This window comes from Paenibacillus sp. YYML68 (assembly GCF_027923405.1).
GTDB lineage: Bacteria > Bacillota > Bacilli > Paenibacillales > NBRC-103111 > Paenibacillus_G.
The window spans coordinates 3,729,540-3,755,171 of record NZ_BQYI01000001.1 but is presented as its reverse complement, the minus strand read 5'-3'; the positions used below and the strand labels follow the sequence as shown (position 1 = coordinate 3,755,171).

Sequence of the window (25,632 nt, the reverse complement as noted above, 5' to 3'; positions counted from 1 at the left end):
AAATAGTAATAATTACGAATATAAAAATCAAACGTACACTTCTCGAGAAGGAGCTAGCAGCATGAGCAAAAGCAAAACAAACAGCCGTCTTCCCCGGTCTAAAGGAATCGACATGGCGACCTTTTATGCACCCAAGGATTGCGCAAGAAAAGTAAGGCGGATCGTTCTTCCGCCAGATAACCGACAAATTATCGAAGAGTTTATTACGATTCTAAGCATGAAGGAGAAGTTCGAGCAGTACGATGTTCCGATTCCAAACAAGATGCTTATGTTTGGTCCTCCCGGCACTGGAAAAACGTTATCAGCGTTTTATTTGGCAACGAGGCTAGAGCTTCCACTTATTATGGTCAGGCTGGACGCCATTATCCACAGTCACTTGGGGGAAACGGGCAGCAACATACGCAAAATATTCGATTACGCCAAAGCCGAGCCATGCGTGCTGTTTCTCGATGAGTTCGACGCCATCGCAAGGACGCGCGAGACCAATGATGAAGTGAAGGAAATGGCGAGAGCGGTCAATACGCTCTTGCAATGCTTGGATGAGTTCGAATGCGACAGCACGTTGATTGCGGCCACCAATCTGGAGGGGGAGCTGGATCAAGCGATCTGGCGCCGATTCGATACGAAGATGACGTACAGCATGCCGAACGACGCGAGCAGAACCGAATTCATTGCCTTGTTAATCGGAGAGTTCGAGCAAGAGGAAGCCGTTCAGCTGCAGACAACGGAATTGTTGAAGGGCTGCAGCTTTGCCGATATTGAACAAATTGTGCTGAAGGCCAAGCGCAAAGCGATCATCGAGAGCCGTCCACTATGTCAATCGCACATTGAGGAAGCATTACGTGAGTATAACCCTCAGATTGCTCGCGAGTCCAACAATCGTACGCCTCAGGAGGTCATGAATTCATGAATGTAGCGCTTAATGAGATTGAAACGAAAATTCCGGTGACGGTGCTGAGTGGTTATTTGGGTGCGGGAAAAACGACCATCCTGAATCATGTGCTTCATAACCGGGTAGGACTCAAGGTGGCGGTGATCGTTAACGACTTGAGCGAGGTTAACATTGATGCTGATCTCGTTCGCGATGGAGGTGGACTAAGCCGCACGGATGAGAAGCTCGTAGAGATGTCCAACGGCTGCATCTGCTGCACGCTCCGAGACGACTTGCTTAAGGAAGTGGAGCGGCTAGCTCTGGAGAAGCGGTTCGATTACATCTTGATTGAATCGACGGGTGTCGGAGAGCCGTTGCCAGTTGCACAAACCTTCACTTATGTTGACGAGGAGCAAGGGATCGATCTGTCCAAGCTGACTCGGCTCGATTGTATGGTGACGGTGGTAGATGCTTACCATTTCTGGCAAGATTACAACACAAGGGAAACGTTGAAGGATCGGAATCAGGAGGCGAGCGAGGAGGATACGCGGGGCGTCGTCAATCTGCTGATCGATCAGGTGGAGTTCTGTGATGTATTGATTATCAACAAATGCGATATGGTGAGTGAGGCCGAGCTAGTTAACCTTGAGACAGCCTTGCGCGGACTTCAGCCACGAGCGAAGATCATTCGTACTAGCTACGGCAAGGTGGACCCGAACGAAATTTTGAATACGCACATGTTCGATTTCGATGCGGCCAGTCATTCGGCGGGTTGGATTAAAGAGTTACAGAAGGAACACCATACGCCGGAGACGGAGGAGTATGGCATTACGTCGTTCGTTTATACGCGAAAAATACCTTTCCACCCGGAACGATTGCTGGAAAGGATAAATCAATGGCCCAAGGAGGTCGTTCGCTCCAAGGGTATCCTATGGATAGCTTCTCGAAACGGTATGGCCATCACCTTCAGCCAGGCAGGTGTATCCATGACGATGGCGCCAGCAGGGCTGTGGGTCGCCACATTGACCGAAGAGGAACGGCAGGTTTACTTCGGAGAAGAGTATATCAAGTCACCCGATTGGGATGATGTGTGGGGTGATCGCGTGACCAAGCTGGTCTTGATTGGCGTTGGTCTGGATAAGGAGCAGATCAGTCGCAGCCTAGACCAAGCCCTGCTGACATCGGAAGAGATGAACAGCAATTGGAAGGACTTCCATGACAGATTGCCAAGCTTCTAATACGAAGGACGACGTCGAAACAGTCATCAGCGTTCATCCGACCCGGCATTGGCTGCGCAGAGAGTCGGAATTGAACGATTGGATACAGCGCCCCAAGGTGCGGAGGCGGGCGAAGCAATTAGCGTTGCTAGGATGTGTGCATGTCGATTCGGAATGGCTCGTCACACTGGAGCTCTTGAAGCAGGCGGGTATCCAAACCGAGTTCTCCTGCGCGGGTGTCAGCCCTATGGATGAACCGGAGGATCACTCGTTATATGCGTACATCACGCTGATCGCATCGGACAGCACGGATCGGTTTGTGAGGCTCGCGAGGGGACAATTGAGACACCGCTTGCTTGTCACATTCGAGCCGTCGCGCAATCGGTACGATCTCTCTTCCTTTTATATCGGGCATAATCGCTCCTTCTGCCTCCTGATGCAGCGTTGCGTAGAAGACTTTATGCAGCTTGACTGCGGTACTGGTGATGTTCATCCATTGTTGTAATTCGAAATAGTTACTATTTACAAAGAGTTAATAATGAGTTATGATTAAACGTAATTATTACTAATAAATAAGAGCGAAGGAGCTTTACAATAGTGAACGATTCAACAGTGAAAATTCCGGTAACCGTGCTGAGTGGCTATTTGGGTGCAGGCAAAACGACGGTACTCAATCAAATACTTAACAATAAACAAGGCTTAAGGGTAGCGGTTATTGTCAACGATCTGGGCGAAGTGAACGTTGACGCCGATCTGATTAAGGATAACGGTGGATTGTCCCGCACCGAAGAGAAGCTGGTTGAGATGTCTAACGGCTGTATCTGCTGTACACTTCGAGAGGACCTGCTGCGCGAGGTAGAGCGTCTTGCGAAGGAGGGGCGTTTCGATTATATCCTGATCGAATCGACGGGTGTAGGTGAGCCGATTCCTGTAGCGCAGACCTTCACGTACATTGATGAGGAGCATGGCATTGATCTGACGCAGTTTTGTCGATTAGATACGATGGTAACGGTGGTGGACGCCTATCGCTTCTGGCACGACTTCTCCAGCGGCGAATCTCTACTGGAGCGTCAGCAGGCAGTAGGTGAGGATGATACCCGCGATGTGGTCGACCTGCTCATCAGCCAGATTGAATTCTGTGATGTGCTGCTGTTGAACAAATGTGACATGGTAGAGGAAGAGGATCTGGAGGAGCTGGAGCAGGTGCTGCGCAAGCTGCAGCCGCGTGCAACGATTGTGCGGACGACCTACGGCAAGGTAGATCCTCAGGAGCTGCTGAATACAGGCAAGTTCGACTTCGATGAGGCTAGCAGCTCCGCAGGATGGATGAAGGAGCTGGAGCAGGAGCATCATACGCCGGAGACTGAGGAGTATGGCATATCCTCGTTCGTGTATGAGCGTCGCCGCCCATTCAATACGGAGCGTCTGACCGAGTGGATGGCGAATTGGCCGGCTGAAGTTGTTCGAGCGAAGGGTACTCTGTGGCTCGCGACACGCCCTGAGCTGGCGCAGAGCTTGAGCCAGGCGGGGCCGTCCATTCAGTTCGGCCCGGCAGGACTGTGGGCCGCGGCGCTGCCCGATGACCAACGGGAGGCACTGCTAGCCGAAGAGCCAGAGCTATTGCAGCACTGGGACCCTGTACATGGGGACCGGGTTACTCGCTTCGTGCTGATCGGCATTAGTATGGATAAGGCTGCACTGACCGCGCAGCTGGACCACTGTCTGTTGACAGAGGAAGAGCTGCAGCTCGATTGGAAGCAGATGAAGGATGAGCTCCCGAATTACTCCTCGGAGCAGCTGGAGCAGCTTCTGGCTTCTGGTGCCGTTTAATCTTAGAGAAGGAGGTATAGGACAATGCGTGTTATCGTTACCTTGGCTTGCACAGAAACAGGCGACCGGAACTACACAACGTCTAAGAACAAGAGGAACCACCCGAATCGGTTGGAGCTGAAGAAGTACTGCCCGCGATTGAAGCGAGTTACTCTGCACCGTGAAACGAGATAATGATCAGCCCTGAGCTGGAATGAAGGGGCCGTCCTCCAAGTAGAATCCATACTTTGGGGACGGTCCCTTCGTTATTTTGTGACCAATATTCATACAATATGTACAGCATGATTAAATCTTGAAGTCTGGGCTAAAAACATTGATAATATAGGTAATGTGCAAAAGAGGAGGTGGCTTTGAACATGGACGATGACCCAGGGGAACCGAGCAATAATAGCCTGTGGGTACTTGCTGCAGCCCAAAAGAGCAGTAAAGCAAGTTTTTATCAGCTGGAATAACCTCCATCAAGAATGAGTGGATGCCTAAACTTATTTTGATGGGAGATGATAAGCTTGCTAACTGAAATTTTGATTTTACTTGTACTTATAGTGCTGAATGCTTTTTTCGCCGCTTCGGAAATCGCTCTTATTTCGTTGAATGATAACAAAATTAAAGCAATGGCTGAAGAAGGGCATAAAAAAGCGAAGTTATTGCAAAATCTTCTGAGCGAACCGAGCCGGTTCCTAGCCACCATTCAAATCGGAATTACATTGGCAGGATTTTTGGCGAGTGCGTTTGCGGCGGAAAGCTTCGCGGGAAGGCTGGCGCAATTTTTACACTCCGCCAATGTCCCGTTACCGATTGCAACGTTAGAATTAATTTCCGTTATTCTTATAACGCTATTATTATCTTATTTCACGCTTGTGCTAGGTGAGCTTGTTCCGAAACGACTAGCCCTGCAAAAAGCCGAGCCGATTGCCATGTTTGCAGCGACGCCATTAACTTTGTTGTCCAAAATTTCTTCTCCTTTCGTTAAGCTGTTAACTTTTTCTATGAACGCGCTCGTTCGATTAGCAGGCGTTGATCCTAATGAAAAAAAGGACGAAGTAACAGAAGAAGAAATTCGAATGATGGTTGAAGTTGGTAACGAAAACGGAGCTATTCAAGAAACCGAACGATTAATGATCAACAACATCTTTGATTTCGACAATAAAACGGTCAGTGATATTATGACACACCGAAGCAACGTTGTTGGTATTCCAGTAAATATATCTCTGAATGAAGTTATTAGGCTAATCAATATCGAGAAATATACAAGGCTGCCTGTGTATGAAGGAAGTATAGATACAGTAGTGGGCATTCTTCATGTTAAAGATTTGCTGGACTATATTGAACATGGTGGAGAATCAGAATTAGAGGTTCGAAACATATCGCGACCTCCTTATTTTGTCCCGACCTCCAAAAAAATTGATCTGCTGTTCAAGGAGCTGCAAAAAAATAAAGTTCATATGGCGATCGCCATTGACGAGTACGGTGGAACTGCAGGAATTGTTACCATCGAGGATGTACTTGAAGAAATTGTAGGTAACATATTCGACGAACACGATGAGGATGACAAAGAAATTGAAAAGCTGGACGCTAACACCTATATGGTGAGCGGAATCGTAAACCTTCGTGACCTCCGTAATCAACTCCATATTAGCTTTCCCTATGAGGAGTACGATACATTAAACGGATTCTTAATTGGTCAGCTTGGGAGAATACCATTACGAGGTGAACACCCGGTGATTGAATATGAGGGTGTGGTCTTCAGAGTGGAAGAGGTAGATGAACGTAGAATTACTAAGGTGAAGATTGGGATAACAGAAGAGCCTGTTGAAGTCTAAGCGAAAATGATAATATGCACCCCGCGGCTTGCATGGCGTGGGGTGCATCTTTTATTGGCAGTACCCATACTCACTTTACTTTAGCCACTCCTAATGCAAGATGCTCCCATAATATATGCTCCACGAGTTCAACCTTCGCTTCGTCACATTCGACGATTAGAATAATCTCGGACTGCTTGCCTCGAAGCAGTCTGCTATTCTTCTTCGTCACTTGCAGATACAAGTATTTGATAATCACACCGAGAACAAAGCCGATCAACGAGCCGATCATTCCCCAGTAAATCGGGCCCCATGCTAGGATAAATCCGATACTGGCACCAATAACCGAGAAAGCTGTGGCAAGCGCCATGGCGATATCGATGAGGGAGACTCCATCCGCTCGGTGTAACGTATCGAATAGCTTTCGGTCCTCCGTACGGTTATCGAGCGGGACGGCAAATATATGCTCCTTCTGAATGCCTTTCTCCTGCAACAACGCAATGGCAATTTCCAAGAAGGAGCTGTTTTCGAATGTGGAGAAAACCTGCATTAAGTAACCTTCTTTCCTTTGTTCAATCGAAAAGTGTCATGCTGAAAATGTTTTCTCAAATACGATCTCATTTCGCTCTCAAACAGCTTGTTATTCTCGACAGTGTTGACATAGGCGTCATAGATCGAAAAGCCGACAACGGACGGGAAAAATAATAGCCACTCTGGATTTAACACGGCAGTTGCTTCGTCAATCTTCCCCAAGAACAGCAGGCTGATCCCTTCGAGCGTTCGTGAGTAATAAAAAAATAAGACGGACCAAACGACAACAAAAGCCGCAGTCGTTATACGGTGAATATGTAAGCGTCAAACCTAGCACACCTTCAACAAGATGAATCGTTATGAGAAGATAAGGCCAACGTTATTCAGAGATGGAGGCTTATACTCATGACGAAGAAAGAGCTGAGAAGACAAGAATGGATCGCTCGTGTCTCGGACTATGAAGCGAGCGGACAGACCATGAAAGCATGGTGCGCCGAACAAGGCGTGACCAAGGACCAATTGCGTTATTGGCTTCGTACACTTAACGAACGTACTTCTGGTAAATCCTCTGGCAACACCAGTAATTCCTTCATTCCACTGACCCTATCGGATTCGAGTAATCCAACATCCTCCTGCATCATCGTTCATGCGGGTGCCGCTCGTCTTGAAGTACGATCAGGCTTCGATGCCAAGCTTCTTCATGACGTCGTCAGCGCTCTAACGGTCTCATGCTGAGCATCTCGAGTGCGCATCAGGTCTATCTGGCCGCTGGAGCAACGGATCTTCGAAAATCGATTGACGGACTGGCGGCAATCGTTCAAGAATGCTTTGGCCTGAATCCCTTCTCCAAGTGCCTCTTCGTCTTCTGCAATCGAGAGCGCAACAAGCTCAAACTGCTGTACTGGGACCATAACGGCTTCTGGCTATTTTATCGCCGGTTAGAGCGCGGCACCTTCCAATGGCCGAGCAGCACGGAACGTACGGTTGCGATCTCGGCACGCGAGCTACGCTGGCTGCTGGATGGACTGGCGCTCACACAGCGGCAGGCACACCGGGCCGTTACAGCAGACAACGCCTGGTAATCCATACATTGTTCGCGGAATCGCCTTATCTAGCAGCAGGCGAGAGCCATCTGCTGACGAATATATCCGTTATGGATAAGCGACCGGATTCCCCAACTCTCGAAGAACTCCAACAACAAAATAAGAAGCTGGAAGAACAGAACGTAGAACTATCGGCCAAGCTCAAATGGTACGAGGAGCAATTCCGTCTGGCTCAGCAGAAACGTTTCGGCTCTTCCAGCGAGAAGACGCATCCGGATCAACTCGAGCTGAACCTGTTCAACGAAGCGGAAATGCTGGCAACACCAGCTGGTGAAGAACCGCCAATGGAGAAGGTGACGTATGAGCGCCGGAAGTCTTCCGGCAAGCGTGAGGAAGATCTGTCCAACCTGCCCGTGGAGACTATTGTCTATACACTGGAAGAAGGTCAGCAGCTCTGCGCATGCTGCGGCGGTTCGCTGCACGAGATGACGACCGAGACGCGCAGCGAGATTGCCATTGTACCGCCACAGGTCAAGGTGATGCGTCATGTGCGTCAGGTCTACTCCTGCCGTCACTGTGAGCGCCATGAGCTGCAGACGCCAATCGTCACCGCGCCCATGCCGAAGCCGGTCTATCCCGGCAGCTTGGCTTCGCCGTCCATCCTATCTCATGTCATGTGTCAGAAGTACGTGGACAGTTTGCCGCTGTATCGACAGGAGCAAGCTTTTGCCCGGCTGGGCTATTCGCTCTCCCGGCAGACGATGGCGAACTGGATGATCTACGGAGCTGAGAAGTGGCTCATGCCGATGTATGAAGCGATGAAGCGTTATCTGCTTAGTCAGGATGCGCTGCATGCGGATGAAACGACCCTTCAGGTGCTGCGGGAGCCGGGCAAATCGGCAGAATCCACCTCGTATCTGTGGCTGTATCGCACAGGCCGCGGGATACCGCCGGTTGTGCTGTATGACTACCAGCGGACGCGGGGCGGCGAGCATCCTCGGAATTTCCTGGCTGGATTTACAGGCTATCTGCATGTGGACGGCTACGCCGGATACCACAAGGTCGCGAAGGTCAAGCTCGTCGGCTGCTGGGCGCATGCGCGTCGCAAGTTCGATGAAGCATTGAAGGGAGCTCCCCCAGAGACGGGAACGCTCGGCAGTGTCGCGGGACAAGGATTGGCTTATTGCAATCAGTTGTTTGCAATCGAGCGCGAGCTTGCGGAGGCTTCACCGGAAGAGCGGCATGAAGAGCGGCAGAAGCGCAGTGCTCCCGTATTGGAAGCCTACAAAGCTTGGCTCAAGCAACAGCGTTCTCGGACATTGCCGAAGAGCTTGACCGGTCAGGCGATTGCCTACAGCTTGAACCAGTGGGAGAAGTTGACGGCCTTCATGGAAAATGGACGGCTGGAGATCGACAACAACCGAAGTGAACGCTCCATTAAACCGTTTGTGATCGGCCGGAAGAACTGGCTGTTCGCGAACACGCCGCGAGGAGCGAAGGCGAGCGCTGTCATCTATAGCATGATTGAGACAGCCAAGGAAAACGGACTGCATCCGTACAACTACTTGAAGTATCTATTCGAGCAGTTGCCTCAGTTGCCTGATCCGCTTGATGAACCAGCACTCGATTCATTCATGCCATGGTCGGGATCGCTCCCGGCTGAATGTCGTATGAATAAGAAGTAATCGTAGCATACATCAGGTTCGCTCCCACCGCTAGGTGGGGGCTATTTGACGCTCACATAGAAGCCGCTCCAACATGAATCCGTAGGGATCCCGTTGGCAGATTGCTACGCACGGGAGAAGGTGGCACGATAACGGGGATGAAGGTTGATGCAGACTTTGATCGTTTGGATTTTGGGGGGCCTTCGATCTGTTTGAGCCAGTACTTCAGCTCATGGATGGTATGGTTATTGGCTTTACTCCAGGCTACCATGGTTTGACCGCTCGCTCGATAGTTCTCAATGCGAGTTCTCCATGCCTGTTGCCGCTCTACTCGATTCATGGGATGTCCTCCTCGATTCATATTGAGGACATTATCTCATCTATGCATGCATGGGGTGAAGGTGTGATGTATTTGACGCTTACGTGAATATAGAGTTGGCCGAGACCGGGCATCATGAATGACCAGATGGCAGACAATATCGGATTTCGCTTGTCCAAGTAATTAATTTCTAAGGCAGCGATACTGTATGTATTGAAGGTGTGGTCCTCATGCGAGGCCAATATATATACCTTGTTCATATCTACCGTTGTACGATAGCTGTCCCATATGGCAAATATATAGACAGGAATATAGATCAGAAGCCAACGGGTATCCAGTACTTCCTTGGCTAATTGGATCTTTCCTTGAAAGGAATAGATCATCGCCAGATTAACATTAGCCTGGATATTGACGACAACCTCCCAAATGAATAGTAAGTATCCACGAATATATTTGGATAGCAGCAAGTGCCCAAAGCCTGGGAACGCCGCTGACCACCAAGCGATGATGTAAGGATTTCGCAGATGTAGCTGTGTCGTCCCTAATATGCTGACATGCGCTTTATAGCGTCTTGCTGTATTGTCGTTATTATATTTTTGCATGTGGGGCTCCCTGAGTGGCATTTTTCATAATATGCCCTAGAAGTAACCACATCATGTATACGATTCAAGTAAAAACGTGCGAATTTCCTCGTTAATCCGCTCCGCCTGCTCATGATTAATGCCATGTCCCGCGCTAGCGATGATTTTGTAAGGAATCTGGTGCTGCGCAAGCGCCTTGATTGCCGCTGGATAATGAGACAATCGATCATGCTCTCCCACCAGGAATAGCGCTTTCTGTTGCAAGATGCGCAGCTCCTGCTCCGTAAACTTCCTATAGGTATGGGCCATCATCGATCGGTTGTTGAAATATTGGAGCAAATAGGTCCAATGCTTCATGATTTCCTCGTTATTCTCGAACACATTCGACGTGCCAGGAGCACATAGCTTTCTCAGTAGTTTTCGGGTCGTTGTCTCAGATGCCGGAAACAGTGCTTCAGGAAGAAACAGCATGGCCATCCGCAGCATATTCAGCTTCACACCTCCGGCCATGCCGACCATACGATGAACGTTGTCCGGATAAGTCACGGTGTAGGTACTTGCCAAGTACGATCCGTTCGAAACACCTGCAAGATTCACTTTATCAAGGTTCAATCGTTCCAGCAGCTCGTTGATCCATCTGGCCTGGTCAAAGCCCGTTGTATACGACAAATTCGGCTCGCTCTTACCCGGCCCGCCTAATGTATCCACGGCTATAACATAGAAGTCTTTCGATAATGCCTTCGCATTGAATATCCACATCAGTGCAGAGTTATCACCCACTCCATGAAATAAGAGCAGCGGTGGCTTACTTGGGTCTCCGGCCGTCACGATATGAGTATGTCCACAGGACGTTGGAATGTCTGCCTCTTGGATGTCAACATCCCATTGCTGTAGCAACCTGTTGTAAGAGTCGAAAATCAGCTGCTTACCTTCCTATTTTTTGAAACGGGTGATGGCCATTAGGATCATCCTTTGTATGATGGGATATGGATATAACAACTCAACTATACCATAATATGACTAAGATGATGGATGCGGATTCAGAAACAATATAAGCGGCAGAGTGCTCCTCCCAGCACCCACCGCTTCTTCAGCATGATACAGCAATAAGGCGAAGCTCTTCAGCCTCGCCCTGCGTGTTCTACACGTTCGTCTTACTCCTGCGACAAGATCAGCTGCATCGCACCATCGACCTCGTATGGACCGAAGTCAATCGGAACAATGAAGTGATCTCCCTTCTTCATCTCATAGGTACGCCCGCTGGCATGCAGGCTGCCCGTCCCTTCAATGACGCTGAAGATGGTGTACGTGGAGCTCGCCGGGATGTGCGCCTTGCCCGTGACAGACCATTGCTCCACGGTGAAAAAGTCGTTCGAGACGAGCGTCGTCGCTGCAAGTCCCTCGGACACGCGTGTCGTCTGTGTGAGCGGCACGTACGACTGCGGCACGCTCGTTACCTCGATTGCCTTAGCAAGATGCAGCTCGCGCAGCCTGCCGTCCTTGTCCCGGCGGTCATAGTCGTACACGCGGTACGTCGTGTCGGAGCTCTGCTGTGTCTCGAGGACGACGATGCCCTTGCCCAAGGCGTGGATCGTGCCGCTCGGCACGTAGAAGAAGTCGCCAGCCTTCACGGGTACATGGGTCAGCAGGTCGTTCCATCTGCCACTGTCGATCATGTCGATCAGCTCCGCCTTAGACTGCGCCGTATGACCATATATAATGGAAGCGCCAGGCTCGGCGTCGACGATGTACCAGCACTCGGTCTTGCCCAGCTCGCCGTTCTCATGCTCGCCTGCGTACGCGTCGTCCGGGTGCACCTGCACCGACAGGTCGTCCGACGCATCGAGCAGCTTGATCAGCAGCGGGAACACCGGGGAGCTTGAACGAAACAGCTCCGGATGGCTGCTCCACAGCTGTCCGAGCGTCAAGCCCTCGTAAGGTCCGTTCTGTACGACGCTCTGTCCGTTCGGATGAGCAGATACGGCCCAGCATTCCCCAGTCGTATCGGACGGAATGTCATAGCCGAATATCGTCTGAAGCTTGCGGCCTCCCCAGATGCGTTCTTGGAACACAGGTTGTAAGAAAATAGGCTCGTTCATGTGAATGCTCCTCTCTAAGCTAACATGTTAATAAGCGATATGCACCAAGGCGGCAGCGCCGATCAGCCCGGCATCCTGCTTCAGTCTCGCGGGAACGATCGGTGTCTGGCGTCCCGAAGGATTGAGCGCATAGCGCTGTACATACTGGGTTACCGCCTCGAACAGCGTGTCGCCGATCTGGGAGACGCCGCCGCCGATGACGAGCAGCTCCGGGTCGAACGTGTTGATCAGCGTCGTGCAGCCTGCGCCGATATAATCGAGCACCTGCCTCACGAGCTTCGCAAGCTCGTCCTGCTCGTCCTGCTCGCCAGATCCGGCGAGCTCGAATGCTTCCTTGGTCGTCACCGGACGACCGAGCAGCTTGCTCGCTTCCCGAGCGATCGCCGTTCCCGAGGCGACGTACTCGAAGCAGCCTCGCTGTCCGCATGGACATACGCCAGCGGACATGTCGATGACCATATGCCCGACGTCCCCGGCATTGCCAGTTGCTCCGGTGAGCAGCCGGCCGTGGCTGTAGATGCCTGCGCCGATGCCGGTGCTGATCGTTACGTAGACGAAGTGGTCGGCGTCCTTGGCGGCGCCGACCCATTTTTCCGCGAGGGCGGCAGCGGTGGCGTCATTCTCGAAGGCGATCGGCACACGGCTGAAGTGCGACTTGAACGCGTCTACGACTGGGAAGCCCCACCAGCCCCGCATGTTCGGCGGCTCGGCGATCTGACCGAGCTTCGTGTTCAGCGGACCGGGCGCGCCGATTCCGATGCCCTGCAGCTGTGCTTCCTGTATATTCGCTTCATGGAGAAGACGACGGACGGTGGCTGCCATCTGCTCGACCATGTGAGCGGGCGACAGCGCTTGGTCGGTCGGCAGCACAGCCTTGGACAGCACCAGACCATCTGCATCAACCAGACCGATAGCTGTCTTCGTTCCGCCGATATCGATTCCAACTGCAACTTGCATAAGGCTTGACCTCCTGTAATATGGACTCATGTCACTTGACAAACTTGACAAAATCAATTTCCGTAAAGTAAACTTGCAATTAGTGTAACACGTTTCGGAAGGAATGGGAACTATGGCGCGTCAAAAAAAGGTGTCGATGCAGGATATTGCCGATCGGCTGGATATTTCGAAAAATGCGGTATCGCTCGCCCTGCAGCATAAAAAAGGGATCAGTGAGGAGCTGCGGCTCCGCGTATTGGAGACGGCGAAGGAGCTCGGATACGGCACGCTGTCGTCCGAGACGCTAGGTCAGCCAAGCGGCAATGTGCTCGTGCTGGTGCCGGAGAGAGTGATGACCTATGAGGATAACGATCACTTTCAATTTTTCCACGATATGATCTGGGGCTTGGAGCGCAGCATACGACGGAAGGGCATCAATGCGATCATCGTGCCGATTACGAGTGAGATGGAGTCGTCGAGGACGCTCCCGCAGCATTGCCGGGATATTGCGCATCAAGGGATCGTGCTGTTCGGTATTGTGGACAAGGCGTATGCAGGCGTCGTCTGGGAGCTCGATACGCCGCTTGTGATGCTCGATTCGTATCATCGGGAGTGGCCTTGTCCAGCTGTAGCCTCTGCGAATCTCGAAGGGGCTTATGAGGCGGTGTCGCTGCTGATCCGCTCCGGTCACCGTGAGATTGGCTTCATCGGACCTGCGAACTTGACGACGAGCTTCGAGGAGCGGTGGTACGGCTATTGGCGGGCGATGCAGGAGCATGGGCTGGCTGTCGATATGACGAAGGGGCTGACGCATCTTCGAAGCCTGGACAATACGGAGGCGGAGCTCGGGCAGTTCTTGTCGGGACTACCAAGGGAAAGCATGCCGACGGCCTTCTTCTGCGGGAATGATCGGATTGCGTACTTGCTCATTCGGCAGCTTCGAGAGCGGGGCTTACGGGTTCCGGACGACGTCTCGGTCGTCGGCTTCGATGACCTGAAGTATGAGGATGAAGCGGGATTGAGGCTGACGACGATGCGGGTGGACAAGGACCAGCTATGTGAGCGGGCGGCTGAGCTGCTGCTGTCGTTAACCGGCCCGTCCCGGGAGCTGCTTCGGGTGTACATCAAGCCGACGCTCGTGGTGCAGGATACGGTGAAGCAGCTGGGCGGGCGCTACAGCAAGACAACTTCTACTTGAAGGTGGAGCCCGGCAACTGCATAGCAGCATGGATGGCCGTAGGTATTATAATGACAGCAATCACTTCACTTCCACTTTGATTACAAATGCAACATTTCCTTCAGACCATTCGGCAGTGTAATAGTAGGTGTGAATTCCTTCCGAATATGGAATTAGAATCTCATTTTTTGAATTGTCCAGAACCACTGCTTTTTTTTCTTTGAAAATTTCCTGAATTGTACCCATCTTTTCAGGACTTCTATCGAACGATAGGACGATTTTTGAATGAGGCGGAATGATGACGGGCTCAACCTCAACATCAATGGCTGCTGAATCTCCATAATCCGTTTCTGCTCCCCAGCGGTAGGTATGATATTTAGCGGGAATAGAAATATCAGTGTTTTGGACATATGCTGTAGAAGTAGGCAGTGGTTTGTTGCGAGTATTGCTAAACATCGATTCGCAGGAGCTGAGAAGCATACAACAACATATCCACAAGGTAAATAACATGATTCTCATTAAATGGTGTCCTCTCTCTCATAAGAATAAAGAAAAGGGAAAGCAGACTTCCACTTTCCCTCTTCTAGTTAATATTAAAATTTAATTCTATTGCAATTATCTAAGAACAGTCATCTCTCCGGCTTCAATTTTCGCTGCAACACGATTTTGCAGAGTTTGATCTGATGTCCATAGAATATTGTCTGTAATTATGTTCCAGCAATCTCTGCCCTTTTCATTATTGTGCAGGTCCATGTTTTTATGTTCCAATCCCGTAAAACCATCGAAAATAGTAGTATTATAGTTCGGATCATCTTGTGCTTCGTGAGCAGTTGCCCAAACATATGCTGAAAATTTGTTTAGATACTTACACATTAAAGCATTCCATATGGCGTGACGAAATGCATCTTTTTTAGTACCATTTCCATTTAAAGAACCGTATACACTGTTATTTGAATAATTAACCGCTTTATCCCTACATGAGTCTACGATGAGAGCTTGACCAGGAGTGGTGACTACTAACACCTTTTCCGCATTAGTTAGTTCTTTCCATTTAGCAACATAAGGGTCATAACTTGCATTTACACTAAAAAAAAGATTTTGTTGATGGTTATTCAATCTGCTGTCGAACTCTTGGATGATTTCATTAGATGTCATTTTAGGATTATTTTTCTTGAATTTTTCAATCTCTTTAAATAATTTTACTGAATCATCATCAAAAGTCAAACTCTTGAATTGCGGGCTGTTAAGAACGTCATCTACGGTTAGAGATTTTTGCTTTTGAGCATTGGTTGGTGAATTAACAGAGTGGTTGGTTGCAGCAGTGTTTTCGCTAGATTCAGCAAAGACCGTCATAGGCGTGATACTTGCAAACAAGATAGTGACAGCGGATAGAGCAACAAGTGGTTTTTTAGAATTCAACATTTACAACTCCTATAATTTACTATATTAGGATTTAATAGTAGTATAGAAATTCCGAAAAGGCTGTCGAAACATTGTCCTTTAATATTAAGTTTATATAAATAGCTGGACAGTGAAATGTTTTTCTTAATATTCGCTGTAAGAGGTTTTTTTCTATATAGTCGACAGTAAGAGGTGCCGAACATAATGGTAGGCAATGACGCCATTTCACGGTATAGTTAAAATGAAACGCGTTCTAACCTAAAGATGCATGAACTGAGCGGAGAGGGGAATAGTGAATAAAATGGAACTTATTCGAAAAATGACCGCTTCCCTATCCCGTTATATAGGCCGGACGATGTACCGGAAAATGCTGCTGTCGTACCTGCTCATTATCTCTACAATTGTAACCGTTCTCGTACTCGACTTCTACACACGGACAGCCCGCGATCTGAAGGAGGATGCGATCGAGACGAACGTCCGGATGACGCAGCAGTCTGCGCTGACGCTGAATGCGTATTTGACTAATGTTCGCAGCTTTGCTTGGAATTACTTCGGTGACTTTGACTTCCAGCGGTTCGTGCAGCAGCTGGGCAGTGACCCCGAGACGCAGAGTGCGTACGTCGGCAAGTTCTCCAACTTCGTGCTTAATCATCCGATCGTCTCGAGCGTCATCGTCTCGCAGCTGGACGGGTTCTCGATGCGGGTCGGCGCCTCGCTCCCGAATTCGGTGAAGGAGGAGACGGAGCGGCTTCAGGAGCTGGCGATCGCAGCCAATGGCAAGGGACTATGGGTATCGTCGCGCACGAACGCGATTATGTCCCGCAGCACGGTACGAACGCTGACGTTCGTTCAGGCGCTGCGCAGCATCTCGTTGACGTCGCCGGGACCTGTCATCGGGCATATGATCTTCCATCTGTCACCGGATACGCTGCGCCAATGGCTGACCGAGGTGGAGGGCAGAGGGGCCAACCGCACGTATATTGTTCATGCCGACAGCGGCCGAATCGTCCTGTCGCTGCATGAGGCGGAATGGGGACAGCAGCTGCTCGCGGAGGACGAGCTGGTGCGAGTCGATGGCTCGATCAGAGGGCATTATTATGCCGATAAAACGGGCGGTCACATGCTCGTCACGTTCGAGCGTCTCGAGCATACCGATTGGCTGCTCGTGTCGGAGGCGCCTGTCAGTCTATTGACGCAGGCGGTGGACGACTTCACGAAGCGCACGATCGGCATCGTCCTCGTTACGCTGCTGTTCTCGATGCTGCTCGCGAGCTTCTTCTCGGCGCGGACGATGACGCCGCTCAAGGAGCTGAGCAAGGGGATGAAGGCGATTGAATCCGGCAATTATTCCATCCACCTGCCTGTTCGGACACAGGATGAGGTCGGTTACTTGAGCTCCTCGTTCAACCGGATGACGGAGGAGATTGATCGGCTCATTACGAAGGTATATGAGAGCGAGCTGGTGAAGAAGAATGCGGAGATCAAGTCGCTGCAGTCGCAAATTAATCCGCATTTCCTGTACAACACACTGGGGATCATTGACAGTCTATCCACCATGCACGGCGATGCGCGTGTGTCTCAGATTAGCCGCTCGCTCGCGAAGATGTTCCGCTACAACATTAGCGGCAACGAGATATCGACGATGGAGGCCGAGATTCAGCAGATTCGCTTATATTTATCGATTCAAAAAATACGCTTCGAGCATCGCCTCGACTATTCGATCTATGTGGAGCCGGGCTTGTCCGAGGTTCCTATGCCGAAGCTGCTGTTCCAGCCGCTGGTGGAGAACAGCATAAACCACGGCATCAGCCGTATGGTGGAGGGCGGTGCGCTGCGCATTGAGGTGACGAGGGGAGAGCACGACCACGTCATCGTGGAGGTGTGGAACAACGGGCAGCCGATCGAGCGCGAACGGCAGCGCTGGCTTCAGGCGATGCTGGAGCGAGGAGAGCCTCTCATTGACACCCAGCAGCAGCGGTCCTCGATTGGGCTGAGCAATGTGCAGGATCGCATACGGCTTATCTATGGGCGCGGCTGCGGGTTAACGTTTACAAGCGATGAGGAGTATGGCACTTTCTTTACAATTACGATTCGATCAACGATACCCGACGAGGAGGCATACGATGCGAATAGTGGTGCTGGACGATGAGCCGATCATCCGTCAAGGAATTATTCATAAGATCGGTCAGACCGGTCTTCCGGTAGAGGTCGTCGGCGAGGCGGGAGACGGGCGGGCGGGCCTTGAGCTCGTGCGTACGCTGCGGCCGGATCTGGTCGTAACCGATATTCATATGCCTGCGATGGACGGGCTGACGTTCATTCAGGAGGCGCAGGAGCTCAACTCGTCGCTGCGGTTCATCATATTGAGCGGCTATGACGATTTTGACTATGCGAAGAGGGCGATCCGGTACGGGGTCAGTGACTATTTATTGAAGCCGCTGGAGGAGGAGGAGCTATACGCGGCACTGTCTGCACAGATTGAGCGCATGGAAGTGCAAGAACAGAGGTTGAAGCAGGTCGAGGAGCTGAAGGCGCTGGCGGAGACGAGTCAGGAGGCGGCGCGGCAGCAGACGCTGACTCAATATTTGCAGGACGACGATATGGATATTACGGATGAGGCGATTCGTACGCTGGAGCAGTCCTGCGTCTTGTTCACGGCCGCTGTGCTGCAGATGGAGCCGTTCACGACACCGCACCAATCGTTCGCGGAGGGCGAGGATGCCCTGATCTGGTTCGCGATCAAAAATATCGTCACCGAGCGCTTCGAGTCGCGCGGCATTCAAGGAGTGCTCGTTCACCATTCGCTCGACCGGGATCAGCTCGTGTACGTGCTCGGTCTGAAGGAGAAGCAGGATAACGTCTCAGTGCTGTCGACGCTGGAGGCGATATCGTATGGCATCCGCCAATACTTGAAGCTGAATGTGACGATCGGCATCGGACCGTATCAGGAGAAGCTGCACAAGATTAAGGAGAGCTACCGGGAGGCGAGAAGCCTAACACGGAACGCGATTGTACATGGCAACAATCGCATCTATACGTGGAGCCACAGCGCGGCGAGAGCGGCACAGCGCAAGACGATTATCGGCAACGAGGACGGCAAGCTGCTGGAGAGCTGGCTGAAGGGGCTGGAGAAGGATAAGGTGAGCCGCTGGCTCGAACGCCGCCTCGGGGCGATCGCGCAGGACCCGGAGTCGACCTTTCTGATGGTGGAATGGTTCTGCGTCGATCTGTACGTATACTTGCACAAGTTCCTGCTGGCGAATGCGGATGAGTCGGAGTGGGCAATCGGCGAGATGGAGGACCTGCTCCGCGGACTGCAGCAGGCGAAGGATTGGCGTGATGTGATGCTGCGGATGAACGAGCTGGCGACGAACGCGATCTTCCTCCTGTCCAAGACGAATACGGCGGCGGGCAAAGATATTATGGAATCGGTGCGGCTGTATATCCAGCATCATTATGCCGAGTCGATCCAGCTGCAGTCGATTGCTGAGCGGTTCTACATTCATCCGAATTATTTCTCCAAGCGCTTCAAGGAAAAATATGGGGAGTCGTTCGTCGACTATCTGAACAGTGTGCGTATGAAGGAGGCGGCTGTGCTGCTCTCGACGACGGATCTGAAGGTGAGGGAAATTAGCGAGCGAGTCGGCTTCGACGACGCGGCTTACTTCGGAAGCGTCTTCCGCAAGCGGTATGGACAGACGCCGACTCAATATCGGGAACGGATGGCGCAATCGTAGGCAGGATGTGAGGCTCGTCTTGTAGGAAGGGGGAGATCGGCATGTTCGTATGGCGTAGGCACGCCGCGCTAAGCTCGGTTATGGTGTTAGCTGTCATGGTGGCGCTGACCTCCTGTGACGGGCGAGCGGATGTGGGGCGGTTAGACGCTGAGTCTGCAGGTCAGCAGGAGGTCGTAGAGATCGTCGTCTGGGACAAGCCGCGGGAGGGCTCGGTCGATAAGCCGGTCATCCAGGAGCTGTTCAGGCGATTCGATGCGGCGCATCCGCATATTCGGGTGAAGCATGTGGAGCCGACGTTCCAGCGGGAGCGGGAGCAGTTCATGACGGCTGTTGCTGGAGGCGAGCAGCCGGATCTGTACAACAGTGCGTTCCCGGATATGGAGACGTATCTGAATCAGGGCATCCCTGCCGATATGACGGAGCTGTGGAGCGCGTATCCGGAGCGTGAGCAATATTTGCCGGGAGCGCTCGCGGCGGCGATGAGAGACGGGCGCATCTATGGTGTTCCGAACTTCATGTATGTGTCGGGGCTAGCCTACAACAAGCAGCTATTCCGTGAGGCGGGGGTCGACCCGTCTGAGGCGCTGCAGAGCTGGACGTCGTTCGGCGAGGCGGCCGAGAGGCTGACGGATCGGAGCAAGGGGACGTACGGGTATGCGATGCTCGGGACGGACTGGGCGGACTGGTTCTTCGAATATTATGTGTGGCAGGCCGGTGGTGATCTGACGGAGCGGCTGCCGGGTGGTCATGTGAGGCTGCGGTTCACGTCGGAGGAAGCGATCGCGGCGCTGCAGTATTACAAGGATCTGCGCTTCAAGTATCGGGCGACGCAGCGCAATGTGCTGCAAAGTCTAGATGACAACATCAAGGACTTCTTCTCCGGCCGGGCCGCGACGATGATCGCGACGTCGAACTGGTTCGGCGAGATGGTGTCGGCGGGCATGGACGTTCGAGATATAGGCTTCGCGCCGCTTCCTCCCGGTCCGGGAGGCGTGTCGCCGTCGCAGGTGGGCGGCGGGATCTGGATCTTCAACCCGAAGGCATCAGAGGAGAAGCGGAAGGCGGCCTTCACGTACGCGACGTATATGACGTCGAAGGAGGCGCTTGAGCTGATGCTGCAATATCAGAGCGAGCATGGCATATTCCCGAACCTGCTGTCGATACGCCAGGACGTCGATGTGGATCGTTACGCCGCAGGTATGCCGAAGGAGCTCATCGCGAACGTGAAGCAGGTGACCGAGCAGGGGCGGCTCGAATATTACATGAAGTCGAGGCTGAGCCCGTACGTGTCGCGAGCGGTCCAGCAGGTGCTGATGGACGAGAATGCCGACCCGCTGACGGTCATGCAGGCTGCGGAGCAGCTCGTCCAGCGCGAGGTTGTTGACCGGCTTGCAGCGGAGACGGGGCCGTGAGGGGCGAACCAGGCACGAGGGGGGCCTGGTTCGGGTCGAGCGCATGGCTAGCGCGTAGGCGGCGCTGCCTGCCGCGGCGCGCGGTGGGGAGCTTGCGTTGATTTGCATCGCAAGCGGGCGGTTGGCGCTGCCTGTCGGGGCGTGCGCCGCCCGCGCAGCGATGTTTTGCATCGCAAGCGCACTATCCTGTGCCTGCCCCCGTCATGCTCACTACCGCCTAAGCGTACCATCCTCTACTCTATCCCACTGCTCATAATCGGTCGATCTGAATACGGCTCGCACATCACTATTGTTCTTGCCGCTTCCCACACATTCGATATAGAGCACACCGTCGTGCTCATATTCGTTGACGACCTGCCAATGCGTATTGAACATCTTATGTTCCTCGATGAGCTTAGCGGTGAAGGTCGAATGACCATACATGCGAAAATGCCTGGACATGATGCTGTACGTAAAAGGCTTAGTGAAATCAGAGCTCGGGATGATGGTAGTAGGCCTCTTTTCCGAATAATGTCCGTATGCTAGACGGAGCTGTTCTTCGATCTGAACCTTAACCACTGCCTTATAGCCTACATAGGCGACACAGATCAGCAGCCCGAAGACGATACAGGTCTTAAATGAAACTCTTGGCATGAAGCCGATCGCCATACAAGCTACCAGAGCCACGGGGATCGCCATGTCTTGCTTGGCAAGCAAGGCAAGCTCAAATTCGGTTGGGATGATCGGGTAGAGGAGTGCAACTCCGTTATCCAACAGATCGAGTCCTAAGTGCCCCATGAGGATGGTGCAGGTCGCTGCTGCCCATATGCGCCAGAAGCGAAATTGCTTGTGATAGTACAATGCGATGAATGTTGCCAACACGGGAGAGCACCATATGGTATGCGCCCATAGGTCCCCGAGTAGCAGCTTGGAGATGTCGGGTGTGATTCCCGTGAATGCGCCCATGGATAATAGTAGGAGACGCGTCCTGACCGCTACATGCTGTAGACCGCTTGTTCGTACATAGACCAAATAAAAAACGACAGCACCAACCGTAAGGTGAGGCAGCTCGCCTATTATCAAATGATGCACGAAGTGACCGCCTCCTCATTCAGACTACAAACCAGACGTAGATTAACAGGGAAAAGTTCATCCTCATGGTCTAGTATTAGCTATAAACTATAGATATTTTATATATAAAATGATATTCTCCATAATGAGGGGGCGTGAACGTTGAATCGAATCTATGAAGCTCAGTATAAGGGCTGGAAGGCGGTCTGCCTAGAGAGTCCGAGCATGAAGGCGATCCTTATTCCTGAGCTTGGCAGCAAAATGGTATCGCTCGTCGACAAACGAGCGGGGCGGGAGTGGCTCGTCCAGGCAACTGAAGGAGCATTGCGAAGGTATGAGTACGGGTCGGACTTCCTGGCATCGGATGTAAGCGGATGGGATGAGATGTGTCCGACGGTCGAGTCGTGCGAATATAGCGGCATCTCGTTGCCCGACCATGGCGAGGTGTGGTCGATTCCGTGGGAGACTCGCGCAACATCGGAGTCCGTGACGATGACGGTCAGAGGGAGAGCGATGTCTTACGAGCTGCGCAAGACGATCTCCTTCGTTCAGGACGATACGCTGCGCTTCGACTATGAGCTCGTCAATCTGGGAGACGCTCCGATTCCGTTCCTGTGGATGCCGCATCCACTCCTGCAGATGAACGAGCATACCGTAATCAGCCTGCCACCGTCGATGACGGAACTGGTATGTGTGTTCGGTGGGCGTCAGCTGGAGATTGGATCGGTGTATAAGTGGCCAGAGGCTGACCATGCGAGTGGAGAGAGGCTGGCGCTGGATCAGGTCGGACCGCTCACGAACAACGATTGCCGCAAGCTGTATTACCCGGTCGAGGTGCCGGACGGCTGGAGCGGGCTGTACGATCGGCAATGCGAGGCACTGCTTACGCTGCAGGTGAGTCGGGAGCAGGTGCCTTACTTCGGCCTCTGGATCGATGAAGGGGCTTGCCTGCCTCATTTCTCCAATTGCGCGCTGGAGCCGTGTACAGGCTATTATGACGCCCTGTCTCGTGCGGTGGATAACGGTCAAGTCTCTTGGGCGGAGGCTGGTCAGTCGTATCGCTGGACGATGTCGGTCCATGTGCGTCAGGGGAGAGATGCTTCGCTCGAACAGTTGCTGACAGCAGGTGAATGACACGCAGTAATGATGATCCACTGACCGAACCACTAACCGAAGTGCTAGACGAATACGCTCCAAGGCAAGCTCAAACCTGTGTCCGGTTATTCCGGTCACAGGTTTATTCGCATTTCAGATGAGATCTAGAGGCAAGATGTTAATATTTTCATATTTTCAGAGGAGTCACCTTAATATTTTAGTATCCAACCAGATTGACAGGAATTATATTCCAATATATGATATGAATGTGTTAACAAATGGAACTTATTCCGAAATTATTAGACGTTGTCACGTGTCTTGCTCCTCGGCTCATTGCCGATGTAAATAGCAAGAAATAGGAACAGAAAGGAGGGCCGTTGCGAGACGACCATGTAAGGAAGCTCTATCATCGCGTAGAGGGACAGAAGAAGAACTCACTCATTCTAGGAGGGATTTATGTTGAAAAAGTTCATGGTAAGCGCTTTAACATGCGCAATGCTCGCCAGCATCGTCGCTATACCGTCCTACGGTATGAACGAGCAGCCGAGTGCAACGAATGAGTCCGCTGCGTCGCAGCAGCAAGCCGATTCGCAGGAGGCTGCGCCAGCACCGCAGCAGCAAGCCGATTCGCAGCAAGCTGCACCAGCTCCAGTACCTGCTTCACAGCAGCAGTCCGCATCGTCGGCCTCCGTCAGCGCAGCGAGCGTCGCCTTCACGCCGATTAACTTCGACAATGGCGTCATTCCGTCCTATGTGACAGGCCAGCAGGCGACTCTGCAGGTCATCAATCACACGACGGGCTCGAAGGCGCTGCAGGCGAACTATGCAGCTGCTGACTATCCTTCGGTCAAATTCGCTCCGTCGACGCCGTGGAACTTCGGCAGCAACAAGGCGCTCTCGTTCCAGCTGACGAATCCGACGAACAAGGATGTCACGTTCTACCTTCGTGTAGACGAGAATGTTAATTCAGACGGCGTGAACCACTCCATCGTCAGCACGGCGGTGGCGAAGGCCGGGACGACGCAGAACTATTTCTTAAGCCTCGGCTCGAACGTTCTCGACTTCGGTATGAGATTCCTGCCGCCTACCCCGGCGGGGACGCAGATGAGCTACGCATGGGGGAAGACGAGCCTCAACACGAGTAACATCGTCAGCTTCCAGTTCTGGCTGCTCCAGCCGAGTACCGCTACGACGCTCGTCTTCGATAACATCAATGTGGTCAACGACCCGAACTCCGACCTCAGCTATATGAACGGCATCGTTGACAAGTACGGTCAATATTCCAAGGTGAACTGGACAGACAAGATCAAGACCGATCAGGATCTGATCAACGACAAGAACGCCGAAGCCCCTACGCTGACAGGCGCTCCTCCAGTAGCGACGAGCAAGTACGGCGGCTGGAAGAACGGTCCGAAGCTTGCAGGTACGGGACACTTCCGTGTGCAGAAGCATCAGGGCAAGTGGGCGCTCGTCGATCCGGAAGGGTATCTGTTCTTCTCCACGGGGCTTGACATCGTCCGTCTGGACGACATGCATACGTGGGTGTCCGGTCGAGAGAATATGTTCGCTGGACTTCCGACGCGAGAGAGCTCACTAGGCGAGCATTGGCGCTACACGACGGTCGTCGGCAAGCCGCCACTCGGTCAGACGGAGGGCTGGCTGTTCAATCACTACTCGGCGAACCTGGAGCGCAAGTACGGAGCAGACTATATCAATCAGTGGAAAAATGTATCGCTCGCCCGCTTCAAAAACTGGGGCTTCAACTCACTCGGCAACTGGTCCGATCCGACGCTGTTCCATGGCAAGGGTGAGGCGAACAAGCTCGCTTATGTTGCGAACGGCTGGACGCATGGCAACCATGCGAAAATTCCGAGCACGAACGGCGATCTGGTCGCCGATCCGTTCGACCCGCAATTCCAGACCAGCGTGAACAATATGTTGAACCAGCAAATATTGAACTATGGGGTCGCGACGGACCCATGGGTGATCGGCGTCTATGTCGACAACGAAATTTCGTGGGGGGACCCGTCCAGCACGCAGAGCAAGTATATTCTGATCACGAATATTATGGCGATGGATGCGAAGGCGGCAACCAGCCATGCGAAGCGTGCGATGGTCGCGCAGATGAAGACGAAGTACAGCAACAACATCGGCGCACTGAATGCGCAGTGGGGCACAAGCTTCGCTTCGTGGGCAGCGCTGGAGGCTCCATTCAAGCCAGCCTCGATCAGCAATGGCATGGTGCCGGATTACTCCGCGATGCTCAAGGAGCTGGCGCGTAAGTATTTCGGAATCGTAGATAGCGCGCTCACCTCGAAGGTTCCGAACAAGCTGAACCTCGGCGCACGCTTCGCGAGCTGGGGGACGAGCCTTGAGGTGCAGCAGGCCGCAGCAGAATTCGTCGATGTGGTCAGCTTCAACATCTATAAGGAAACGGTAAATGGTCACAGCTGGATTCATATCGGCAGCCAGCTCGATAAGCCGATGATCGTCGGCGAATACGCGTTCGGCGCGACAGATCGCGGTATGTTCGGAGCTGGACCGAACCCGGATACGGCTGCGTCGAGCCAGCAGAACCGCGGAGCGAAGTATACGACGTACATGAACTCAGCGCTGAACAACCCGTACTTCGTCGGGGCGCATTGGTTCCAATACGTCGACGAGCCGCTCGTCGGTCGGGCTTGGGACGGGGAGAACTACAACCTCGGCTTCGTGGACGTCGCCGACCTGCCTTATGCGCCGATGGTGAACGCAGCGAAGAGCATCCACGCTCAGATGTATGATGTTCGCTGGTAATTCAAGGATTGGTTAGGATCATAGTGAATTGCCCTCGGTAATGAAGAAGGCCCGTGCGATCATCGCATGGGCCT

23 protein-coding genes and 1 pseudogene are annotated in these 25,632 nt (G+C 52.4%); 15 read left to right on the top strand and 9 right to left on the bottom strand.

What is annotated here, in order from left to right:
* Window positions 1–61: 61 nt before the first annotated feature.
* The 6 genes from PAE68_RS16845 to PAE68_RS16820 all read left to right on the top strand — a co-directional run bounded on the left by PAE68_RS16845 (window position 62) and on the right by PAE68_RS16820 (window position 5,738).
* On the top strand, window positions 62–910 hold the full coding sequence (locus PAE68_RS16845) for an AAA family ATPase (RefSeq protein WP_281888838.1): 849 nt from the start codon (window positions 62–64) through the stop codon (window positions 908–910).
* Window positions 907–2,109, top strand: a complete 1,203-nt coding sequence (locus PAE68_RS16840; RefSeq protein ID WP_281888835.1) for a GTP-binding protein — start codon at window positions 907–909, stop codon at window positions 2,107–2,109. The genes PAE68_RS16845 and PAE68_RS16840 overlap by 4 nt, the downstream gene beginning before the upstream one ends.
* Entirely contained in the window at window positions 2,087–2,593 is a 507-nt protein-coding gene (locus PAE68_RS16835) for a hypothetical protein (protein WP_281888833.1), read from the top strand. The genes PAE68_RS16840 and PAE68_RS16835 overlap by 23 nt, the downstream gene beginning before the upstream one ends.
* A gap of 92 nt (window positions 2,594–2,685) precedes the next feature.
* Window positions 2,686–3,918 (top strand): GTP-binding protein, encoded by a 1,233-nt coding sequence (locus tag PAE68_RS16830; protein ID WP_281888831.1) that lies wholly within the window; start codon window positions 2,686–2,688, stop codon window positions 3,916–3,918.
* A gap of 24 nt (window positions 3,919–3,942) precedes the next feature.
* Window positions 3,943–4,092: a 50S ribosomal protein L33 gene (gene rpmG / locus PAE68_RS16825; protein WP_281888829.1), complete on the top strand. Its 150-nt coding sequence runs from the start codon at window positions 3,943–3,945 to the stop codon at window positions 4,090–4,092.
* Between the two features lie 332 nt (window positions 4,093–4,424).
* Entirely contained in the window at window positions 4,425–5,738 is a 1,314-nt protein-coding gene (locus PAE68_RS16820; protein WP_281888828.1) for a hemolysin family protein, read from the top strand.
* Window positions 5,739–5,808: 70 nt separating this feature from the next.
* Here the strand turns inward: PAE68_RS16820 and PAE68_RS16815 are convergent, their stop codons facing one another.
* Complete coding sequence (locus PAE68_RS16815) at window positions 5,809–6,267, bottom strand: hypothetical protein (protein WP_281888826.1); 459 nt, start codon at window positions 6,265–6,267, stop codon at window positions 5,809–5,811.
* A 386-nt stretch (window positions 6,268–6,653) separates the two neighbouring features.
* On the opposite strand from PAE68_RS16815, the gene tnpA (PAE68_RS16810) reads away from it, so the two are divergent.
* From tnpA (PAE68_RS16810) to tnpC, 3 genes are read left to right on the top strand one after another with little or no spacing between them, the layout of a single operon-like run.
* Window positions 6,654–6,983 carry an IS66 family insertion sequence element accessory protein TnpA gene (tnpA, locus tag PAE68_RS16810; RefSeq protein ID WP_281886237.1) on the top strand — a complete coding sequence of 110 codons (330 nt, stop codon included), beginning with the start codon at window positions 6,654–6,656 and terminating at the stop codon, window positions 6,981–6,983.
* Window positions 6,977–7,330: an IS66 family insertion sequence element accessory protein TnpB gene (gene tnpB, locus PAE68_RS16805; RefSeq protein WP_281886235.1), complete on the top strand. Its 354-nt coding sequence runs from the start codon at window positions 6,977–6,979 to the stop codon at window positions 7,328–7,330. Before tnpA (PAE68_RS16810) ends, tnpB begins: the two co-directional genes overlap by 7 nt.
* Before the next feature lie 53 nt (window positions 7,331–7,383).
* Window positions 7,384–8,976, top strand: a complete 1,593-nt coding sequence (gene tnpC / locus PAE68_RS16800; RefSeq protein WP_397379437.1) for an IS66 family transposase — start codon at window positions 7,384–7,386, stop codon at window positions 8,974–8,976.
* Window positions 8,977–9,028: 52 nt separating this feature from the next.
* Here tnpC and tnpA (PAE68_RS16795) read toward each other — a convergent pair whose 3' ends face one another.
* From tnpA (PAE68_RS16795) to PAE68_RS16775, 5 genes and pseudogenes are all read right to left on the bottom strand, one after another.
* Entirely contained in the window at window positions 9,029–9,295 is a 267-nt protein-coding gene (gene tnpA, locus PAE68_RS16795; protein ID WP_281886279.1) for an IS66 family insertion sequence element accessory protein TnpA, read from the bottom strand.
* An 83-nt stretch (window positions 9,296–9,378) separates the two neighbouring features.
* Window positions 9,379–9,876: pseudogene (locus tag PAE68_RS16790) on the bottom strand (hypothetical protein); the annotation flags it as partial.
* Between the two features lie 51 nt (window positions 9,877–9,927).
* Entirely contained in the window at window positions 9,928–10,752 is an 825-nt protein-coding gene (locus tag PAE68_RS16785; protein WP_281888824.1) for an alpha/beta fold hydrolase, read from the bottom strand.
* 257 nt (window positions 10,753–11,009) lie between these two features.
* Complete coding sequence (manA, locus tag PAE68_RS16780) at window positions 11,010–11,954, bottom strand: mannose-6-phosphate isomerase, class I (RefSeq protein WP_281888822.1); 945 nt, start codon at window positions 11,952–11,954, stop codon at window positions 11,010–11,012.
* Window positions 11,955–11,981: 27 nt separating this feature from the next.
* Window positions 11,982–12,911 carry an ROK family protein gene (locus tag PAE68_RS16775; protein ID WP_281888820.1) on the bottom strand — a complete coding sequence of 310 codons (930 nt, stop codon included), beginning with the start codon at window positions 12,909–12,911 and terminating at the stop codon, window positions 11,982–11,984.
* Window positions 12,912–13,023: 112 nt separating this feature from the next.
* Here PAE68_RS16775 and PAE68_RS16770 point away from each other — a divergent pair, with 112 nt between their 5' ends.
* Window positions 13,024–14,088, top strand: coding sequence for a LacI family DNA-binding transcriptional regulator (locus tag PAE68_RS16770; protein ID WP_397378950.1), 1,065 nt, complete (start codon window positions 13,024–13,026; stop codon window positions 14,086–14,088).
* A 60-nt stretch (window positions 14,089–14,148) separates the two neighbouring features.
* Here PAE68_RS16770 and PAE68_RS16760 read toward each other — a convergent pair whose 3' ends face one another.
* Both PAE68_RS16760 and PAE68_RS16755 read right to left on the bottom strand, forming a co-directional pair.
* Window positions 14,149–14,586, bottom strand: a complete 438-nt coding sequence (locus PAE68_RS16760; protein WP_281888818.1) for a hypothetical protein — start codon at window positions 14,584–14,586, stop codon at window positions 14,149–14,151.
* Window positions 14,587–14,682: 96 nt separating this feature from the next.
* The gene (locus tag PAE68_RS16755; RefSeq protein WP_281888816.1) at window positions 14,683–15,486 is read right to left on the bottom strand and encodes a DUF6973 domain-containing protein; all 804 of its coding nucleotides are present in this window, start codon (window positions 15,484–15,486) and stop codon (window positions 14,683–14,685) included.
* 283 nt (window positions 15,487–15,769) lie between these two features.
* Here PAE68_RS16755 and PAE68_RS16750 point away from each other — a divergent pair, with 283 nt between their 5' ends.
* Genes PAE68_RS16750 through PAE68_RS16740 form a run of 3 tightly spaced genes read left to right on the top strand, consistent with a single transcriptional unit; the run spans window position 15,770 to window position 20,617 of the window.
* Complete coding sequence (locus PAE68_RS16750) at window positions 15,770–17,617, top strand: cache domain-containing sensor histidine kinase (protein WP_281891110.1); 1,848 nt, start codon at window positions 15,770–15,772, stop codon at window positions 17,615–17,617.
* Window positions 17,592–19,205, top strand: a complete 1,614-nt coding sequence (locus PAE68_RS16745) for a response regulator (protein WP_281888814.1) — start codon at window positions 17,592–17,594, stop codon at window positions 19,203–19,205. The genes PAE68_RS16750 and PAE68_RS16745 overlap by 26 nt, the downstream gene beginning before the upstream one ends.
* Before the next feature lie 41 nt (window positions 19,206–19,246).
* Window positions 19,247–20,617 (top strand): extracellular solute-binding protein, encoded by a 1,371-nt coding sequence (locus PAE68_RS16740; protein WP_281888813.1) that lies wholly within the window; start codon window positions 19,247–19,249, stop codon window positions 20,615–20,617.
* Window positions 20,618–20,827: 210 nt separating this feature from the next.
* On the opposite strand, the gene PAE68_RS16735 is transcribed toward PAE68_RS16740, so the two are convergent.
* Complete coding sequence (locus tag PAE68_RS16735) at window positions 20,828–21,688, bottom strand: hypothetical protein (protein ID WP_281888811.1); 861 nt, start codon at window positions 21,686–21,688, stop codon at window positions 20,828–20,830.
* Window positions 21,689–21,829: 141 nt separating this feature from the next.
* Here PAE68_RS16735 and PAE68_RS16730 point away from each other — a divergent pair, with 141 nt between their 5' ends.
* Window positions 21,830–22,801, top strand: a complete 972-nt coding sequence (locus PAE68_RS16730) for an aldose epimerase family protein (protein ID WP_281888809.1) — start codon at window positions 21,830–21,832, stop codon at window positions 22,799–22,801.
* Between the two features lie 420 nt (window positions 22,802–23,221).
* Window positions 23,222–25,558 carry a hypothetical protein gene (locus PAE68_RS16725; RefSeq protein ID WP_281888807.1) on the top strand — a complete coding sequence of 779 codons (2,337 nt, stop codon included), beginning with the start codon at window positions 23,222–23,224 and terminating at the stop codon, window positions 25,556–25,558.
* Window positions 25,559–25,632 lie beyond the last annotated feature (74 nt).

Bases quoted from the DNA above. Each gene is read 5' to 3' on its own strand.
- tnpA (WP_281886279.1), bottom strand. From the start codon at position 9,295: ATGAATCGAGTAGAGCGGCAACAGGCATGGAGAACTCGCATTGAGAAC.
- PAE68_RS16840 (WP_281888835.1), top strand. From the start codon at position 907: ATGAATGTAGCGCTTAATGAGATTGAAACGAAAATTCCGGTGACGGTG.
- tnpA (WP_281886237.1), top strand. From the start codon at position 6,654: ATGACGAAGAAAGAGCTGAGAAGACAAGAATGGATCGCTCGTGTCTCG.
- PAE68_RS16845 (WP_281888838.1), top strand. From the start codon at position 62: ATGAGCAAAAGCAAAACAAACAGCCGTCTTCCCCGGTCTAAAGGAATC.
- PAE68_RS16835 (WP_281888833.1), top strand. From the start codon at position 2,087: ATGACAGATTGCCAAGCTTCTAATACGAAGGACGACGTCGAAACAGTC.
- PAE68_RS16770 (WP_397378950.1), top strand. From the start codon at position 13,024: ATGGCGCGTCAAAAAAAGGTGTCGATGCAGGATATTGCCGATCGGCTG.
- manA (WP_281888822.1), bottom strand. From the start codon at position 11,954: ATGAACGAGCCTATTTTCTTACAACCTGTGTTCCAAGAACGCATCTGG.
- PAE68_RS16775 (WP_281888820.1), bottom strand. From the start codon at position 12,911: ATGCAAGTTGCAGTTGGAATCGATATCGGCGGAACGAAGACAGCTATC.
- PAE68_RS16815 (WP_281888826.1), bottom strand. From the start codon at position 6,267: ATGCAGGTTTTCTCCACATTCGAAAACAGCTCCTTCTTGGAAATTGCC.
- PAE68_RS16750 (WP_281891110.1), top strand. From the start codon at position 15,770: ATGGAACTTATTCGAAAAATGACCGCTTCCCTATCCCGTTATATAGGC.
- rpmG (WP_281888829.1), top strand. From the start codon at position 3,943: ATGCGTGTTATCGTTACCTTGGCTTGCACAGAAACAGGCGACCGGAAC.
- PAE68_RS16740 (WP_281888813.1), top strand. From the start codon at position 19,247: ATGTTCGTATGGCGTAGGCACGCCGCGCTAAGCTCGGTTATGGTGTTA.
- tnpB (WP_281886235.1), top strand. From the start codon at position 6,977: ATGCTGAGCATCTCGAGTGCGCATCAGGTCTATCTGGCCGCTGGAGCA.
- PAE68_RS16760 (WP_281888818.1), bottom strand. From the start codon at position 14,586: ATGAGAATCATGTTATTTACCTTGTGGATATGTTGTTGTATGCTTCTC.
- PAE68_RS16745 (WP_281888814.1), top strand. From the start codon at position 17,592: ATGCGAATAGTGGTGCTGGACGATGAGCCGATCATCCGTCAAGGAATT.